At 73.2% G+C, this 17,149-nt stretch carries 14 protein-coding genes; 5 read left to right on the forward strand and 9 right to left on the reverse strand.

The features are described 5' to 3' along the window. The first annotated feature begins 818 nt into the window (after positions 1-818). Both ACFYYR_RS21810 and ACFYYR_RS21815 read left to right on the forward strand, forming a co-directional pair. Positions 819-1,514 carry a DUF6308 family protein gene (locus ACFYYR_RS21810; protein ID WP_388855904.1) on the forward strand — a complete coding sequence of 232 codons (696 nt, stop codon included), beginning with the start codon at positions 819-821 and terminating at the stop codon, positions 1,512-1,514. A gap of 127 nt (positions 1,515-1,641) precedes the next feature. After that, positions 1,642-1,902 (forward strand): DUF6343 family protein, encoded by a 261-nt coding sequence (locus ACFYYR_RS21815; protein ID WP_388855906.1) that lies wholly within the window; start codon positions 1,642-1,644, stop codon positions 1,900-1,902. Positions 1,903-2,496: 594 nt separating this feature from the next. Here ACFYYR_RS21815 and ACFYYR_RS21820 read toward each other — a convergent pair. From ACFYYR_RS21820 to rpsA, 6 genes are all read right to left on the reverse strand, one after another. Continuing rightward, on the reverse strand, positions 2,497-3,228 hold the full coding sequence (locus ACFYYR_RS21820; protein WP_388855909.1) for a hypothetical protein: 732 nt from the start codon (positions 3,226-3,228) through the stop codon (positions 2,497-2,499). A gap of 123 nt (positions 3,229-3,351) precedes the next feature. Then, positions 3,352-3,735, reverse strand: a complete 384-nt coding sequence (locus tag ACFYYR_RS21825) for a tetratricopeptide repeat protein (RefSeq protein ID WP_388855912.1) — start codon at positions 3,733-3,735, stop codon at positions 3,352-3,354. A gap of 243 nt (positions 3,736-3,978) precedes the next feature. Then, positions 3,979-4,587, reverse strand: coding sequence for a dephospho-CoA kinase (coaE, locus tag ACFYYR_RS21830; protein ID WP_388855915.1), 609 nt, complete (start codon positions 4,585-4,587; stop codon positions 3,979-3,981). Positions 4,588-4,620: 33 nt separating this feature from the next. Continuing rightward, positions 4,621-5,562, reverse strand: coding sequence for a PAC2 family protein (locus ACFYYR_RS21835; RefSeq protein WP_388855918.1), 942 nt, complete (start codon positions 5,560-5,562; stop codon positions 4,621-4,623). Between the two features lie 164 nt (positions 5,563-5,726). Further along, positions 5,727-7,013, reverse strand: a complete 1,287-nt coding sequence (locus tag ACFYYR_RS21840) for a PP2C family protein-serine/threonine phosphatase (RefSeq protein WP_388855921.1) — start codon at positions 7,011-7,013, stop codon at positions 5,727-5,729. A gap of 199 nt (positions 7,014-7,212) precedes the next feature. Then, entirely contained in the window at positions 7,213-8,721 is a 1,509-nt protein-coding gene (rpsA, locus tag ACFYYR_RS21845) for a 30S ribosomal protein S1 (protein ID WP_388855924.1), read from the reverse strand. A 373-nt stretch (positions 8,722-9,094) separates the two neighbouring features. On the opposite strand from rpsA, the gene ACFYYR_RS21850 reads away from it, so the two are divergent. Together ACFYYR_RS21850 and hrpB are read left to right on the forward strand one after the other, a co-directional pair. Next, on the forward strand, positions 9,095-9,898 hold the full coding sequence (locus ACFYYR_RS21850; RefSeq protein WP_388855927.1) for a class I SAM-dependent methyltransferase: 804 nt from the start codon (positions 9,095-9,097) through the stop codon (positions 9,896-9,898). Between the two features lie 63 nt (positions 9,899-9,961). Next, positions 9,962-12,637: an ATP-dependent helicase HrpB gene (gene hrpB, locus ACFYYR_RS21855; protein WP_388855930.1), complete on the forward strand. Its 2,676-nt coding sequence runs from the start codon at positions 9,962-9,964 to the stop codon at positions 12,635-12,637. Between the two features lie 44 nt (positions 12,638-12,681). On the opposite strand, the gene ACFYYR_RS21860 is transcribed toward hrpB, so the two are convergent. From ACFYYR_RS21860 to ACFYYR_RS21870, 3 genes are all read right to left on the reverse strand, one after another. Further along, complete coding sequence (locus tag ACFYYR_RS21860; RefSeq protein ID WP_388856303.1) at positions 12,682-13,680, reverse strand: DUF3068 domain-containing protein; 999 nt, start codon at positions 13,678-13,680, stop codon at positions 12,682-12,684. Positions 13,681-13,772: 92 nt separating this feature from the next. Beyond that, complete coding sequence (locus ACFYYR_RS21865) at positions 13,773-13,925, reverse strand: SPW_0924 family protein (RefSeq protein WP_388855933.1); 153 nt, start codon at positions 13,923-13,925, stop codon at positions 13,773-13,775. Positions 13,926-14,118: 193 nt separating this feature from the next. Continuing rightward, positions 14,119-15,927 (reverse strand): lytic murein transglycosylase, encoded by a 1,809-nt coding sequence (locus tag ACFYYR_RS21870; RefSeq protein WP_388855936.1) that lies wholly within the window; start codon positions 15,925-15,927, stop codon positions 14,119-14,121. Between the two features lie 260 nt (positions 15,928-16,187). Between ACFYYR_RS21870 and ACFYYR_RS21875 the strand changes: the two genes are divergently transcribed. Beyond that, entirely contained in the window at positions 16,188-17,051 is an 864-nt protein-coding gene (locus tag ACFYYR_RS21875; protein WP_388855939.1) for a DUF4184 family protein, read from the forward strand. Positions 17,052-17,149: the final 98 nt, after the last annotated feature.

A 17,149-nucleotide genomic window follows, 5' to 3' on the forward strand; every position in this document is an offset into this window, starting at 1 on the left:
GAGCCTTGGCATTTTTGGAGTGATTTCTCCTGACTATTGCCCCCAGGGTTCGAGGTCTGCAAAACTCCCGCCCCCGGCGTACTTTGTTCGCCGTTCAACTGGGGGGACCAGTTACATGAACACGCACACCTTTCCGCCTGCTGCCCGGATCCCACACCGAGCGCTCCCTGCCCACCGGGCCCGGCCCACGCAGCGGGCTCTCACCTGCGGGGGCGGCACGTCCCGAGGCACCACGGGCACCCGGCACCGCCCGCTCCGCCGCTGAGCCACCCGCCACACCGCTGAGGCGTCCGGCACCGACCACCCCGCAGGGAAGGGAGCGGACCGCGATCCGCGCGCCGGCCGGCGAGCTCCGTACAACGACCGGTCGACGGTATGCGTGACGCGCCCCGGACCGGCCTGCCGGCGTCCGGCCCGGCCCGTCCGTGGCCCACCGCCGGGCCCCACCCGGTATCCGGCCGCATGACCGCCCGCACCCACAGGGCGACGTCCCGCCGCCACCAGGCCGAGACCTCAGCACAGCGCCCGCCCGTCGACCGGAGTTCGGGCCCGCGACAGCGCAGAACCGCGGAGCGAAGCAGGCGCACCGCCCCTGCCTTCACCCTGTGACCGGGATCCGTTCCACCGACCGGAGTGCCGCGCGGGCACCGCCGGCACCAGGGCACCGCCGCACCCCCGTCACATCCCCGGTCACCGGCTCGCTCAGGGCGCACGGACCGCTGCGCCACCGCACTTCCGCGCCGTACCACTCCCCTGCTCAGCGGTCGCTCTCCGCGACCCGCCATCCGTCCCGTCCGCACACACCCGGGAGACCGCCCATGTGCCTCCGTATCCCGCCCGCCCTCTGGCAGAGCCACCGCGCGGCCGAACTCCTCCGCAGCTACTGGGCCGTCCGTTGGGACGGCACACCGGCCTGCACCGGATCGCGCTTCGAACGCCTCGGCGGAGGCGGGGACCGGTTATCGGTCGCCAACCGCTTCACCGCGGACGACGTGATAGCCGTGACGACGCTCGGCGTCAGCATCCCGGCGACCGCGGCCCTGCAACTCCTGGAACCGGACCCGGCACACGCGTTCAGCGAGCTGCTCGCCCAACTGCCCGTCACCACCCGGCTGGTGGACGTGGACGCAAGCCTCATCGGCCGCGAAGGACCGGCCCGGCAGCTGTGGGAACGCCTGAACGGCCTTCGGTGGATCGGCCCGGTGATCGCGGGCAAGCTGATGGCCCGCAAACGGCCGGCGCTGTTCCCCGTGTACGACTCCGTGATCAAGTGGGTGTTCGACCGCCCGGAGAACGACGTGCTCTTCTGGTCCGACATGCGGTGCGAACTGCAGGCGGACGACGGGCGCCTGATCACTCACCTCGAACGCGCCCGCACCACCGCGGGCCTCGGTGACGACATCTCCGTGCTGCGCGTCCTGGACACCATGGCCTGGCGCTACGGCAAGGAGGTCATGCCGTCCCGACGACAGCTGGCCCACCCCTGCCCACCGCAGTGGCTCATCGAGTCCTGATGAGAGCCGCCCGCCGAGCCCGGTCCTGACAGCGCCCCCAAGGCCCCCACCCGTAGCCGCCGCCCCGCCGCAGAATCCTGGCCCACAGCCCCCGCCCGAGGGATGCTGGAGGTGGAGATGGTGGCACATGCGTACCGGGAGTGAGCCGACGGAAGCGCGGAGTCCGCTGAGGATGCGGCTGGGGCTGACCGTGTGGGGTCTGTTGTGGGCCATTGCGGGCACGGTGATCTTCGCCGAGCTCGGCCGGACCGGGTGGGCCGTCGCCTGCGGTGTTCTCACCCTGATCGCGACGGCCGATCTGCTGGTCGTCGCGCACCACCTGCACCAGGGGCCCCACTGGCAACCGGGCCGGGACGTTCCCCCGTACCGGCCGGTTCGGCGTCACTGACCAGGCCCGGCCGCCGTGCGGGCGAGCGAGGCCGAACCAGGGGCGAGTGCGGGCGCGACGCCGCCGGAAGGCGGGACACGACGACCGGACCGGACGGCCCGACCGAGGCCACCGCACAGGGGAGGCCGAGGGGGCACATGGCAAGGGAAAAGGAACGGGCCCGGGGGTTTGGCCATCCCCCGGGCCCTGGTGTGCCGCCCATGTGCGCACGCCGGATCCGTCGGCGCGGGTCAGTCTGACGTCGTCGTGTTCTTCCTTTGAACTACCGCCCCAGGGAAGCGGGGCGGGCTGGATTCGAACCGGCATCCGACGACCGGGCCCGCGCCCGGTCGATCCGGCGATCGGCGGCGAATGCTGAGTCTGGAGCGAGAGTCTGAGACTGAACGCGTGTCACGGGCGGAAGACCTGACCGGAGACCGAGGGTTGAGCTCGGAGCCCTCCGGACTTCAGGCAGTCCCCTCTCGTGACCGAATGCTCGGAGAGGTGGTCAATACCTCCCAATGCAGCCGCGTGTATCACGACGAGCTTCCTCTTCAGCTTTGCGCTCCTCGCGCACCCCGCCCGCTCTCAACAACGGCCGGGGAGATCATGACGCTACCCGAAGAGGTAGCCGAAGACCACGTCGCCGACGTGCTGGTCGGAGACCTCGGCGCCGTTGGCCTCCTCGCGGGCGAACTTCACCGCCTGCTGGAGCCGTTCGACGCGGTCGAGGACTTCGTTGACCCTGCGGGCCGGGAGGGCACCGGAGAACTTGACGGTCGTCCAGTAGCCGACCGGAATGTCCTCGTAGTAGACCTCGACCTGCGCCGGGTGCTTGTCCGTCGCCTCCGCCTTCACGTGGTTGCGCGGCACCTTCTTCGTCCGGACGGTGCGGACCGGCTCGGTCTTCCAGGCGTCCGTCGACGGGTCGAGGGACCAGGACTCCGCCGCGTCCAGGGTGGGCATCCTGCGGACGAACGCGTTGATGTCCGTCAGCTGCTTCTCCAGGAACAGCAGGTACGAGACGGGTACGTCGCGCAGCAGCGTCCGGCCCTCGACCGTGATGTCCGCACGGGCTTCGCAGTTCGCCCAGTCCTTGGTGGCGGTGACGTCGAACAGCCGGGTGAGCGTGGCGGCGGTGTCCCGCAGGACGTCCTCCGCCTTCACCTGCACACGGGTGGACTCGGGCGGGAGCTGCTCGCCCTCCTCGTCCTTCGGCTGGTACGTGCGGGAGATCCCGGCCAGCAGCGCCGGCTTCTCCAGCCCCCGCTGCGTACCCGAAAGGTCCTGCTGCGCCTTGGACTTGACGCCCTTCTCGACTGCGATGATCTGATTGAGTTTCGCCACGTGCCGCACGCTAGCAGCCTGTACGAACGATGATCGACCGGATTTACGACGCCGTCGGGCGACCGGGCGCGGTCATCCCCCCCCTGAGCCCGCGTGCGGTGCCGGAGCACGCGGGGGCGGCTGTCAGGCGGCGTCGCCCGGGCCGGTGTCGCCGAAGCGAGCCGCTTCCACGAAGTCCGGGCGCGGATCCAGCGCCGCGGCCAGCCGGAAGTGACGGGTGGCCTCCTCCGGACGGTTGGCCCGCTGGAGCGTGCGTCCGAGGGCGAAGTGGGCGAATGCGTTGTCCGGCTCACGCTCCAGGACGAGCTGGAACTCCAGCTCGGCCGAGCGAAGTTGCGCCGCGTGGAAGAAGGCCCGCGCCCGCAGCAGCCGGGCCGCGGTGTTCTCCGGGTGGGCCGAGATCACCGGGTCCAGGAGCTTCACCGCGCCCTGCGGGTCGTGGGCGGCGAGCAGATGTTCCGCGGCGCGGTAGTCGATGACGTGTGTCTCGGGGGTGCGCTCGGGCACGGTCCCTCCTGTCCCAGCTGCGAAGCGGACGCCTGTCGATCCGGCACAACAACACTGCCCCGCCGACCATTCCCCGGGGGAAACACCGCGGGAACAGCCTTCGCACCGCACCCCTCGGAGCCCCCGCGGGCGGACACCCCGGCACCGCACGCTCCGGCCGCATCGACCCGACGCCTTCCGCCCTGGCACCCTCCACCCGCTCGGCGCCCACTCCGGCCCTCGGGCCCCGCAGCACGGGCGGTCCTACTCGGCAGCCCCGGCCGCACGCCGCCGCAGCTCGTCCCAGACCGTCCCGACCTGCTGCTCCAGGGCTTCCAGCGGTCCGTCGTTGTCGATCACCAGGTCGGCGACGGCGAGGCGCTCCTCCCGCGTCGCCTGGGCGGCCATCCGTGACCTGGCCTCCTGCTCCGCCATCCCGCGCAGCCGCACGAGCCGCTCGACCCGGGTCCGCTCGGTCGCGTCCACGACGACCACCAGGTCGTACAGCGGAGCCAGACCGTTCTCGGCCAGCAGCGGCACATCGTGGACGACGATCGCCTCCGGTCCCGCCGACGCCTCCAGCTCCGCCGACCGGGCGCCGACCAAGGGGTGGACGATGGCGTTCAGCGCACGCAACCGCTCGGGGTCGCTGAACACGACGGTGCCCAGCCCGGGGCGGTCCAGCGTGCCGTCCTCGGTCAGGATCCCGGGGCCGAACTCGGCGACCACCGCGTCCAGTCCCGGCGTTCCGGGCTCCACGACCTCCCGCGCGATCCTGTCCGCGTCCACGATCACCGCGCCGTGGGAGGCGAGCAGCCGTGACACCTCGCTCTTGCCGGATCCGATTCCGCCCGTCAGGCCCACCTTCAGCATGAGCTCAGGGTAGAAGACCGGATGCGGCGGGGATCAGCCGCCGTCGCCCTCACGCTCGGCGAGGAAGCGTTCGAACTCGCGGCCCAGCTCGTCCGCCGACGGCAACTGCGCCGGCTCGGCGACCAGGTTGCCGCGGGTCCGGGACCCGGCCATGGCGTCGTACTGGTTCTCCAGCCCCTGCACCAGGGAGATCAACTCGTCGTCGCCCTGCCCGATCTGCCGCTCGATCTCCACCTGGGTGCGGTGCGCCTCGGTGCGCAGGGCACGCGCCACGCCCGGCAGCACGAGCCCGGTCGCCGCAGTGATCGCCTCCAGCGCGGTCAGCGCCGCGTCCGGGTAGGGCGAGCGGGCGATGTAGTGCGGCACATGGGCGGCGACACCCAGCACGTCGTGGCCCGCCTCCGCCAGCCGGAACTCCACCAGCGACTCGGCGCTCCCGGGCACCTGCGCCTCGTCGAAGACGCTGCCGTGGCCGGGCATCAGGTCGACACGGTTGCCGTGCGGGGTGATGCCGACCGGACGGGTGTGCGGGACGCCCATGGGAATGCCGTGGAAGTTCACCGCGAGCCGCACGGAGAGCCGCTCCACGATCTGCCGTACGGCGGCGGCGAAACGTTCCCACTCCACATCCGGCTCCGGGCCGGAGAGCAGCAGGAACGGCGCTCCGGTGGCGTCCTGGACGAGGTGGAGTTCGAGCCGGGGGGCGTCGTACGCCGTCCAGCGGTCGCGCCGGAAGGTGAGCAGCGGACGCCGGGCGCGGTAGTCGATGAGCCGGTCGGTGTCGAAGCGGGCCACCGTCTGCCGCGGCAGTCCGTCGAGCAGCTGCTCCACGATCTGCTCACCGGTCTCACCTGCGTCGATGTACCCGTCGAAGTGGTAGAGCATGACCAGCCCCGCCGAGTCCTGGGCCATGGCCATCTCGGCCACCGCGAGCCCCTTGGGCTCCCATGCGTACAGATCCTGCGGATCAAGCACCGTAACCGCGCCTCCCTTGCGTTCACCCTCACCAACACGCCCCCGGGCGTGGGCATTCCCTCCCCGGCCGGGTGATCCGGTGGGGCGCGGTGCGTTCCGTGGACGAGGGCCCAGGATCCGAGCACGCCGGAGGCTCGGGCCGCGGGGGATCCCGATGACAGCGGTCAGAGCCGGATGACGACGAGGGCGGTGTCGTCGGGCACGCCGTCCGTGGCGCCGAGCTCGCCGAGCAGGGCGTCGGCCAGCGGCTCCGGACCGAGCCCCCGGTGCCGGCTCAGGCTGTCGGCGAGCCGCCGGACGCCGGAGTCGATGTCCTCGCCCCGGCGTTCGACGAGTCCGTCGGTGTAGAGCACGAGAGCGGCACCCGCTTCGAAGGCGGCCTCGGCCTGCGGCCGGGGAACGGTGTGCGGCCGCACCGCCAGCGGCGGGTCGGTCGCCGCGTCCAGGGCTTCGACGGTGCCGTCGGCGTGCAGCAGCAGCGGCGGCGGATGCCCCGCCGAGCTGTAGGTGACGCGCTGCGCGGCGAGGTCGACGACGGCCTGCACCACGGTCGTGGACAGGGCCCGGTCGATGGAGCGGGCGTACACATCGAGGATGTCCAGCGCCCGCGCCGGGCCGTCGACGGCGCGGACGGCGGCCCCCAGGGCGCTGCGCAGCTGGCCCATGACCCCGGCGGCCCCCAGCCCCTGCCCGACGACATCGCCGACCGTCACGCCGAACCGGTCCTCGTCCAGGTCGATCAGGTCGTACCAGTCGCCGCAGACGTTCAGCAGTCCGCCGGCCGGCCGGTAGCGGACGGCGGCCGGCCGGCGCGGCACGGACGGAATGACCGGCAGCATGGCCTGCTGCAACGCCAGGGCGACCTCGCGCTCCCGGGCGTGCTCCTGCCGGAGGCGCTCATTGAGCTCCTGAAGATCGCGGGCGCGGGCGTACAGCTCGGTCTCCATGGCCTCCTTGCGCGCCTGCGGGTTGTCGCCGAGGCCGTGCTCCCAGCCGCTGCGCTCCCGCCCGCGGACGAATTCCGTCACGTCCTCGGCCCGGTGGATCACCAGGGCCACCGAGCCGTCCGGCCCTCTGACCGGGGTGTTGGCCTGGCTCCAGTACCGTTCCTCGAACTGTCCCTCGCGGCCGGGCACCGGGATGTCGTACTTCTGCAGCGCCATGCTGTCGCGCTCCCCGCCGGCCAGCGCCCGGCGCAGGGATGCCTCCAGGTCGCGGACGGGGTGGCTGTCCGGGTCGGACGGGTTGTCCGGGAACGCGTCGAAGACGTACCGCCCGATCAGCTCCTCGCGCTCGCAACCGGTCGCGGCCAGATAGGCCTGGTTGACGGCGACGATCACCAGGTCGGGGTCCAGCACCAGATACGGGCTGGGGGTGGCCGCGAACAGGGCGGCGTAGTCGATGTCCTCGTCCGTCGTGTGCTCCTCGTACGGCCCTGCTGTTACGGCCAATGTACGACGTCACCGGCGCCCCGGCCTGTGCGCGCGCTGCCGGGCAGCGGAGCCAGGAGCGGAAGGACGACCGCGAAGAGCCTGCCCACCGCAGGAACGCGATCAACCCGAGTGCCGACGAGAACGCGGTGAGGCCCGCCCCCCGAAGGGAGCGGGCCTCACCGTTCAGCCGTTGCGGTCGGCTACCGGAACCGGAGCGTCAGCTCTGGCCGCCGGCCAGCTTCTCGCGGAGCGCGGCCAGGGCCTCGTCCGACGCCAGGGCGCCGGAGTTGTCCGCCGACTCCGAGGAGTACGAGCCGCTGCCGCCGGCGTTGCCGCCACCGGTGCCACCGGCCGGAGCGGCAGCGCCCTCGGCCGCGGCCTGCTCGTCGGCCTCGCGGGACTTGATGACCTGCGCCTGGTGCTGCTCGAAGCGGACCTGCGCCTCGGCGTACTGGCGCTCCCACTCCTCGCGCTGCTTCTCGAAGCCCTCGAGCCAGTCGTTGGTCTCCGGGTCGAAGCCCTCGGGGTAGATGTAGTTGCCCTGGTCGTCGTAGGACGCGGCCATGCCGTACAGGGTCGGGTCGAACTCGACCGCGGACGGGTCGGCACCGAAGGACTCGTTGGCCTGCTTCAGCGAGAGGCTGATGCGGCGGCGCTCGAGGTCGATGTCGATGACCTTGACGAAGATCTCGTCGTTGACCTGGACGACCTGCTCCGGGATCTCCACGTGGCGCTCGGCCAGCTCGGAGATGTGGACCAGGCCCTCGATGCCCTCGTCGACGCGGACGAACGCACCGAACGGAACGAGCTTGGTGACCTTACCCGGGACGACCTGACCGATCTGGTGGGTCCGGGCGAACTGCTGCCACGGGTCTTCCTGGGTCGCCTTGAGCGACAGGGACACGCGCTCGCGGTCCATGTCGACGTCCAGGACCTCGACCGTGACCTCCTGGCCGACCTCGACGACCTCGGAGGGGTGGTCGATGTGCTTCCAGGACAGCTCGGAGACGTGCACCAGGCCGTCCACGCCACCCAGGTCCACGAAGGCACCGAAGTTGACGATGGAGGAGACGACGCCGGAGCGCACCTGGCCCTTCTGGAGGGTGGTGAGGAAGGTCTGGCGGACCTCGCTCTGGGTCTGCTCCAGCCAGGCACGGCGGGACAGGACCACGTTGTTGCGGTTCTTGTCCAGCTCGATGATCTTGGCTTCGAGCTCCTTGCCCACGTAGGGCTGGAGGTCGCGGACACGGCGCATCTCGACCAGGGAGGCCGGGAGGAAGCCGCGGAGGCCGATGTCGAGGATGAGACCACCCTTGACGACCTCGATGACGGTACCGGTGACGATCCCGTCCTCTTCCTTGATCTTCTCGATCGTGCCCCAGGCCCGCTCGTACTGAGCGCGCTTCTTGGACAGGATGAGACGGCCTTCCTTGTCCTCCTTCTGGAGAACCAGGGCCTCGATCTCATCGCCGACGGCGACGACCTCGTTGGGGTCGACGTCGTGCTTGATCGAAAGCTCGCGGGAGGGGATCACACCCTCGGTCTTGTAACCGATGTCGAGCAGGACCTCGTCCCGGTCGACCTTCACGATGACGCCGTCGACGATGTCGCCGTCGTTGAAGTACTTGATCGTCTCGTCGATCGCGGCGAGGAAGGCTTCCTCGTTACCGATGTCGTTGACCGCTACCTGCGGGGTGGTGGCGGTGGTCTCGGTGCTGCTCGTCATGTGGGAAAGGGCTCCGGTACGGACATTGAGTCGTAGGCACTGCTACGCCGGGGACCCTTATCGCAACCGCCGAAGCCGGACAGCCTGAGAGGCGCGTTCCCTTCCGGAGAAAGGAGCCCTTCCGAAGAAAGGGCGGACGCCTCGACAACCGAGGGGACATACAACAGATGCGAGCGCAGCCTGCTCCGTCTGAGGTGCGCAGGCCCGCAGCGCAACTTGTAGCATACGGGGGCAGCCGGACACGGTCAATGCGCGAAGGCGCACACCACGGGGCGGAATGCCCCATTCCCGGCACAACTTGCGTTCCGTGAGGCCGTGGCCTCACTGCACATGCAGCTACAAGGTTCGAGCGAAGACTACGACGACGGGCCCCATGAACCAAGAGGATGAAGCGGTGGCGACCCGGCGCGACGCCGGGGACACGGAGAGCAGCCGGGCGAACCGGGGCTGGTGGGACCGCAACGCGGACGAGTACCAGCTCGAACACGGCGGCTTCCTGGGCGACGAGCGCTTCGTCTGGGGCCCGGAAGGGCTCGACGAGGAGGACGCGGGGCTCCTGGGCCCGGCCGAGGAGCTGAAGGGGCGCGACGTCCTGGAGATCGGGGCCGGGGCGGCCCAGTGCTCGCGCTGGCTGGCGGCGCAGGGGGCCCGGCCGGTGGCCCTCGACCTCTCCCACCGGCAGCTGCAGCACGCGCTGCGGATCGGCGGCGGGGTGCCGCTGGTCCAGGCGGACGCGATGGCGCTGCCCTTCGCGGACGGCTCGTTCGACCTGGCGTGCTCCGCCTACGGGGCGATCCCGTTCGTGGCCGACCCGGTGCGCGCGCTGCGCGAGGTGCGCCGGGTGCTGCGGCCGGGCGGGCGCTGGGTCTTCGCGGTGACCCACCCGATCCGCTGGGCGTTCCCCGACGAGCCGGGGCCCGAGGGGCTGTCCGTCGCCTCCTCCTACTTCGACCGCACGCCCTATGTCGAACAGGACGAGTCCGGGAACGCCGTCTACGTGGAACACCACCGGACGATCGGCGACCGGGTACGGGACGTGGTCGCGGCCGGGTTCCGGCTGACCGATCTGGTGGAGCCGGAGTGGCCGGACTGGAACCAGCAGGAGTGGGGCGGCTGGTCCCCGCTGCGCGGGCATCTGATCCCGGGCACGGCGGTCTTCGTCTGCGAGCGGGACTGAGCCGGCCGACGAGGCGGGACAGCTGCCTCGGGGGTGGGGCCGGGGCGCTGGGAGACTGGGGCCGTGATCCGCACCGACGCCCTCGACCAGCTGCCCGTACGGACCGCGCTCCCCGCGCTGCGCGCCGCCCTGGACGAACGGGGCGCGGCGGTGCTGTGCGCTCCGCCGGGCACCGGCAAGACCACGCTCGTTCCGCTGGCGCTGGCCGGGCTGACCGGCGGCGGGCCGGTGCGGCGTGTCGTCGTCGCCGAGCCGCGGCGCATCGCCGCCCGGGCCGCTGCCCGGCGGATGGCGTGGCTGCTGGGTGAGGAGGTCGGCGGGACGGTCGGCTTCACGGTGCGGGGCGAGCGACGGGCCGGCCGGGACACCGTCGTCGAGGTGGTGACGACCGGCGTGCTCCTCCAGCGGCTGCAGCGGGACCAGGAGCTGGCGGGGGTGGACGCGGTGGTGCTCGACGAGTGCCATGAACGCCATCTCGACGCCGATACGGCGGCCGCGTTCCTGCTGGACGTACGGGCGACGCTGCGGCCGGACCTGTGGCTCGTCGCGGCGTCGGCGACCACGGACGCGGCGGGCTGGGCGCGGCTGCTCGGTGACGGCGCGACCGGTGACGGCGAGCTGCCTGACGATGGACGGGCCGACGGCGCGGCGGGGTCCGGCGGACCGGCGGCTCCCGGCGAATCGCGGGGGTCCGACGGACCGGCGGGGCGCGGTGGCGCGGACTCCGGTGGTGCGTACGCGCCGGTGGTCGAGGCGCACGGCGTGTCGCACCCCGTGGAGGTGGTGTGGTCGCCGCCGTCGCGCCCGGTGCGTCCGCCGCAGGGGCTGCGGGTGGATCCGGCGCTGCTGGACCATGTCGCCACCGTCGTCCGGCGGGCGCTGCGCGAACGGGACGGGGACGTGCTGTGCTTTCTGCCGGGCGTCGGGGAGATCGGGCGTGTCGCGGGCCTGCTGCGGGGGGTCGCCGCGGAGGTGCTGCAGGTCCACGGGCGCGCCCCGGCGGCCGTGCAGGACGCGGTGCTCGGCGGCGGCACGGGGGTGCGGCGGGTCGTGCTGGCGACGTCGGTCGCCGAGTCGAGTCTGACCGTCCCGGGGGTGCGGACCGTGGTCGACGCGGGCCTGGCGCGCGAGCCGCGCACGGACCACGCGCGGGGTCTGAGCTCGCTGACCACCGTGCGGGTGTCCCAGGCGGGGGCGCGCCAGCGGGCGGGGCGCGCCGGGCGGGAGGCTCCGGGCGCGGTGTACCGCTGCTGGGCCGAGGCGGAGCAGCCGCGGCTCCCGCAGTGGCCGTCGCCGGAGATCGGGGTCGCGGACCTGACGGGGTTCGCGCTCCAGACGGCCTGCTGGGGCGACCCGGACGCCGCGGGCCTCGCCCTGCTGGACCCGCCGCCGGCCGGGGCGATGGCCGCGGCGGGTGAGGTGCTGCGGGCCGTCGGCGCGGTCGACGCCGGCGGGCGGGCGACCGGCCGGGGGGTCCGGATGGCCCGGCTCGGCCTGCATCCGCGACTGGCCCGGGCCCTGCTGGACGGCGCGGAGCTGGTCGGTCACCGCCGGGCGGCGGAGGTGGTCGCGCTGCTCTCGGAGGAGCCGCCCCGGGAGTACGGGGACGACCTGGCGGCGGCCTGGCGTTCGGCCCGGCGGGGCGGGGACGCCTATGCGCAGCGCTGGCGGGCGGAGGTCCGGCGGCTTCAGGGGGCGGCGGGGCAGAGGGAGCCGGGTGGCGGACCGGCCCGGCCGGACGAGGAGCTCACCGATGACGCCGTGGCGGGGCTGGTCACGGCCCTGGCCTTCCCCGAGCGGGTGGCCCTGAGCCGCGGTTCCGGCGCGTATCTGATGGCGTCGGGGACCGGTGCCGCGCTCGGTGACGGGTCGCGGCTCGGCACCGCGGAATGGCTGGCCGTCGCGGTCGCCGACCGGTCCTCCGGCGCCGCTTCGGCCCGGGTCCGGCTGGCCGCGGTGACCGATGAGGACACCGCCCGGCAGGCGGCGGGCGGGCTGCTGTCCGTGGCCGAGGAGGTGGTCTGGTCCACCGAGCGCGGCGATGTGGCGGCCCGCCGGGTGGAGCGGCTGGGCGCCGTCGAACTGGCCGTCCGGCCGCTGTCCCGGCCCGACCCGGACCGGCTGCGGGCAGCGCTGCTGGACGGGCTGCGGCGCGAGGGGCCGGGGCTGCTGCGCTGGCCGGACGAGGCGTCCGTCCTGCGCGGCCGGATGGCGTTCCTGCACCGGGAGCTGGGCGAGCCGTGGCCGGACGTGTCGGACGCCGCGCTGCTCGGTGCGCCGGACGCGTGGCTGGGCCCGGAGCTGGACGGCGCGCGGCGGCGGAGCGACCTGGAGCGGGTGGACGCCGGACGGGCGCTGGCCCGGCTGCTCCCGTGGGCCGGGGGCGAGGCCGCGCGCTTCGACGAGCTGGCGCCGGAACGGATCGCGGTGCCCAGCGGGTCCCGGATCCGGGTCGACTACGCGGGCGAGCGGCCGGTGCTGGCGGTGAAGCTCCAGGAGCTGTTCGGGCTGGAGCGCACTCCGCTGATCGCGGGCGGGCGGGTGCCGCTGCTGGTGCATCTGCTCTCCCCCGCCGGCCGTCCCGCGGCCGTCACCACCGATCTGGCGTCCTTCTGGCGGGACGGGTACCGCGCGGTCCGGGCGGAGTTGCGCGGCCGGTACCCCAGGCACCCGTGGCCGGAGGATCCGCTGTCGGCCGAGGCGACGCGGTATACGAAGGCGCGGCTGCAACGGAAGTGAGGGCACGGCGGGCCGCTCCTGAGCCATGACGGGCCACGGCCGGATCAGGGGCCACCGGTGGGTCCGGAGCCGTCGGACGGCGTGCCGGTCCCGCCCCGCGCTGGCCGTCGGCCGCGGGCCTCCAGAAGGAGCGCGAGCGCGAGCAGAAGGGCCGACAGGGTGACGAAGCCCCACGGCAGCCAGGACGTCATGAGCAGGATCAGCGCCCGCTGGGACGTCACCAGGGCGACGGTGTGGTCGATGTAGTCCTCGCGCATCCGCACATGTCCGGCGAACGCCGTCACCCGGTCACGGCCGCCGAGCAGGGTGCCGCCCCGCAGCTCCTCCCGGTGGATCTCCTCGCCGTTGACGGGTGCGCCGGTGGTGGGGTCGACCCAGAACATGCGCCGGGTGGTGTACCAGCGCGTCGTGCCGGCCTTCCGTACCGACTCCGGGGTGACGCCCGAGACCGGCATCTTCTTCGGAACGGGGACCCTGGTCCAGGGGATGGTCTGCTCGAAGTAGTAGACCTCCAGCCCCCGGAAGGTGCGGGTGCCCCGGTAGTGGATGGGTGCGGAGGTCCGGGTCTGGGCGTCGAAGTAGGTGTAGTCGCGGCGCTCGGGGAGGAAGGGCCACTTGAACTCGATGCCCTCGCGCTTCACCGGGTCGCGGTCGACGTGTTCGCCGTCGGCGTGCACCGGCGCCTGGGTGTGCGCGTCGAAGATGTAGCGCTCGGGGATGCTGGAGACCATCTTCCCGTCGGGGCCGACGACGTGGGAGAGACCGTCCCAGACCACGACGTCCCGGCCGGCGGTCCGCTCGACCTTCTCCGACGCTTCGACGTTGCCCTTGAGGGTCTGCACGATGGTGACCCGGGAGACCTTGCGGGGCCGCATGGTGGTGTAGTCGAGCAGGGTCGCGTTCCGCGCCTCCAGCACCATCTCCTGGTACTGGCCGGCCGGGATCTTCGCCAGCCGGGGAAAGGCGTACCAGCGCAGCAGCGGTGCGAGGGTGGCGCAGAAGACGGCGAGGGCGAGCAGCACCAGGCTCGCCCGCCGGCGCATCCCGCGCCGGGGGCGACGGCGTCCCGGCCGGCGGGCGCGGGACGGGGAGGCCGGGGCCCCGGGTGCCGCCTCCGGCGGCGGCGCGGCCCGCGTCACGGCGCTTCTCCGTCCAAGGGGTGCTCGGGGACGGTGGTGAGCAGCGGTTTCGGGGACGTCTCGCCGGCCGGGGCGCCGATCGCCGTCACGGTGAGCACCAGCGCGAGGGCGGCGGTCAGTCCGGCGGCGGCAGCTGCGAGGGCGCGCATGACCGGCCTCCCCGGGGGTAGACGGCTGCGACCTGACGGTCCGTCAGGGCTGGGGCACCGTAGCAAGGGGAGCCGGAGATGAGAACACCCCGGCACCGCGCCCCACACGGGGTGCGGTGCCGGGGTGGCAGGTTCGCGGGAGCTCCGGCGGGCACCGCCGTGCGGGCGGCACCCGGCGGAGCGCGGTCGGCGCCTACTGGCCGGAGGACTTCGGGGCGGAGGTCTCCGGGGCGGGCGTTCCGGGGGCAGAGGTTCCGGGAGAAGGGGTTCCGGGGGCGGGGGTCGTGGCCTCCGTGACGGTCAGTTCGACCGTGAGGACGGTGCCCTCGGCCGTGGTGACGCGCAGACGGAACGTACCGGCCTGGTCGTCGGCGTAGATCTTCGGCAGCTTCAGGGCACCGTTCGCGCCGGTCTTGAGGGTCTTCAGGGTGCGCACGGGCTTGCCGGCCGCGTCCTTGAAGAAGGGGCCCTCGTCGTTCTCGGCCGACCCGAGGAGGCCGGAGGTGACGAACGAAGCGGTCACGGGCACCCCGGCCGCGGCCTGCCCCCGGTAGGTCGCCCGGACCTCCAGCGGGTCGGCGAACGCACCGCCGGCCGGGGCCGTCAGCGGCGCGTCACCGACGCGGACGAGGGCATCGGCCTGCGGCGCGGGACGGGCCTCGACGGTGCCGGTGTAGTCGGTGCCGAGCAGCAGGCGGCCCTCGACGCCGGCGTGCAGCGTGAAGGTCCCGGCCCGCTCCCCGGCGAGCAGCTTCGGTGCGCGGGCGGTGCCGTCACTGCCGGTGAGGACAGTGACCCGGGTCGCCCGGTCGGGGAAGCGGGTGTCGGTGCCGCCGCGGATCTCGAACCGCACGGGCACCTTCGCGACCGGCTTGCCCTTCGCGTCCTCGGCCCGCACCCGGGGCGGTTCGGTGAAGGCGGTGCCCGCCGTGGCGGTCAGGTTCCGTGCCCCGATGCGCTGGAGAGCCGTGACGCGGGAGGCCGGGGTGGACTCGTCCGGTCCGTTCGGGTCGTCCGGCTGCTGCGGTTCGTCCGGCTCGGACGGGCGGGGCTTGTCGGCACCGTCGCCCGGCTTGTGCGGGCGGCCGCTGCCCGGCCTGCCGGAACCGTGCCGGCCGGACGAGCCCTTGTCGCCCTTCTTGCCGCCGGTGTCCCGCGCCCGGTTCCGGTCGACCGGGACGGGGTCCGGGTCGAGGTCGACCGGCAGCACGCCGGTGCCGTCCGGCACCTCGTGGGTGCCCTTGCGGTAGTACTCGAACCAGGAGAGGACGGTGCGCAGATACTCCTCGGAACGGTTGTAGCCGAGGATCGCCCGGTCCCGGTCCTCCGGGACGGACAGGTCGCGGCCGGCGGCGCACAGATAGCGGCCGGCGGCCAGGGCCGCGTCGTAGATGTTGTTGGGGTTCTTCGCGCCGTCGCCGTTGCCGTCGGCACCCCAGTTCTTCCAGGTGGACGGGATGAACTGCATCGGGCCGACCGCGCGGTCGTGCGTGGTGTCGCCGTCGAACTCCCCGCCGTCGGTGTCCGTGATCCGCGCGAAGCCGTTGCCGTCGAGCTTGGGGCCGAGGATCGGCCGGAGGGTGGTGCCCTCGGCGTCCACCGAACCGCCGCGCGCCTGACCGGACTCCACCTTGCCGATGGCGGCGAGGAGTTCCCAGGGGAGGTTGCAGCCCGGGTTGCGGTCCGCGAGTGTCCTCTCGGCCTTCTTGTAGGCGGCGAGCACGGAAGCGGGCAGCCCCGCCTCGGCGGACCTCTCGGGACGGCCGGGCACGGGTGTGGAAGTTCCGGGCCGGTTCGTGGTGTTCAGCGGCGGCAGGTCGGTGTGGTACGGCGAACCGCCGTCGATGGGGTTCTCGTGCACGGGCTCCGAGCCGCCGCCGGTGGCCTGTTCGGCACTGAGCAGACTGGGGGCCTGAGACGCCGTCAGCGCCGCCATCGCCACTGCCGTCACGGCGCTGGTGGCCGCACTCTTGCGTAGCCGCCGACCGAACTGTGCTGCCATCTCCGCGTTCCCTCCCCTGGGAATCCCCTGCCGACGGTCAGGGGACACCGGACGGAATCCGCCCCGCCCGGAATGCGGCGCGCCCCCGGCGCCACAACTCAGGTGAGACTACGACATCCTGGGCCCCCGAGCCATCGCGGTCCCGAGAGCTTTCACGACTGCTCCACCTCGCTGTTGCCCGCAGGTCGCGGAACCAGTCGCGCAACCGTACGGCACCGCATACTGGTCGTCCCGATCAAGGACAGAGCCGAAGGGAACCCATGCCGTTCACACTGAGCCATGCGGCGGCCGTGCTGCCGGCCGTCCGCAGGGACGGGACGGCGCGGGGACCGCTGCTCGCCTCCGCCCTCGTCGCGGGGTCGTTCTCACCGGACGCCACCTACTTCGCCGACAGCGTGCTGCCCGGGGCCATGGAGTTCGGCGACTTCACCCACGCGCCGGCCGGGGTGCTGACCGTGGACGCGGCGATCACGGCACTGCTCGTGGCGGGCTGGCTGCTGCTGCGCGAACCGCTGGTGGCGCTGCTGCCCCGGGCGTGGCAGGGCACGATGCACGGTCTGCTGCGCGGGCGCCCGTGGCGCGGCAGGCCGGTGGCGCCGCTGGTGGGGTGGTTCTGGGTGTCGGCGGTGCTCGGCGCGGCGACCCACATCGTCTGGGACGCGTTCACGCACCTGGACCGGTGGGGGACGCGGCTGTTACCGGTGCTCGGCGAGGTCGTGGCGGGCTTTCCGCTCTACACCTACGTGCAGTACGGCAGTTCGGCGGTGGCGCTCGCCGTGATCGGCGCGTTCCTGGTGTCGGCGGTGCGCCGGCTGCCGCGGGAGGTGCCGGTGCCCGCCGCCGTTCCCCGGCTCGGGGCGCGGGAACGGTTCGCCGCCGCGGCGCTGCTCGCGGGGTGCGTCCTCGCGGGCGCCGTGCACCGCTGCCTGCGCCTGCGGGCGACGCTCGGCGCGGACATGTCCGTGCTGGACTACGTCCCCACCGCCCTGTTCGGGGCGGGCGCGGGGCTCGCCCTGGGGCTGGTGATCGTCGCGGCGGCGGTACGCGTCCGCCACCGCGACGGGGGCGCTCCCCGGCCCCCGCAGCCGGACCGGCGCCCACCGGCCCCGTCGGTACGGGGCTGAAGCCGGGCCCCCGTCGGTGCTGCGCCGGCCGCCGCCGGTGCGGAGCTGCGGTCGCCCGGGTGCCGGGCTGAGGCCGGGCCCGTCGGAACGGAGCCCGG

The sequence above is a fragment of the Streptomyces sp. NPDC001922 genome (assembly GCF_042891165.1).
Classification (GTDB): domain Bacteria; phylum Actinomycetota; class Actinomycetes; order Streptomycetales; family Streptomycetaceae; genus Streptomyces.

What these genes read in the sequence shown, in the direction of transcription:
- ACFYYR_RS21810 (WP_388855904.1), top strand. Translation starts at nt 819, where the DNA reads ATGTGCCTCCGTATCCCGCCCGCCCTCTGGCAGAGCCACCGCGCGGCC.
- rpsA (WP_388855924.1), bottom strand. Translation starts at nt 8,721, where the DNA reads ATGACGAGCAGCACCGAGACCACCGCCACCACCCCGCAGGTAGCGGTC.
- ACFYYR_RS21865 (WP_388855933.1), bottom strand. Translation starts at nt 13,925, where the DNA reads ATGCGCGCCCTCGCAGCTGCCGCCGCCGGACTGACCGCCGCCCTCGCG.
- ACFYYR_RS21815 (WP_388855906.1), top strand. Translation starts at nt 1,642, where the DNA reads ATGCGTACCGGGAGTGAGCCGACGGAAGCGCGGAGTCCGCTGAGGATG.
- coaE (WP_388855915.1), bottom strand. Translation starts at nt 4,587, where the DNA reads ATGCTGAAGGTGGGCCTGACGGGCGGAATCGGATCCGGCAAGAGCGAG.
- ACFYYR_RS21860 (WP_388856303.1), bottom strand. Translation starts at nt 13,680, where the DNA reads ATGCGCCGGCGGGCGAGCCTGGTGCTGCTCGCCCTCGCCGTCTTCTGC.
- ACFYYR_RS21850 (WP_388855927.1), top strand. Translation starts at nt 9,095, where the DNA reads ATGAACCAAGAGGATGAAGCGGTGGCGACCCGGCGCGACGCCGGGGAC.
- ACFYYR_RS21875 (WP_388855939.1), top strand. Translation starts at nt 16,188, where the DNA reads ATGCCGTTCACACTGAGCCATGCGGCGGCCGTGCTGCCGGCCGTCCGC.
- ACFYYR_RS21870 (WP_388855936.1), bottom strand. Translation starts at nt 15,927, where the DNA reads ATGGCAGCACAGTTCGGTCGGCGGCTACGCAAGAGTGCGGCCACCAGC.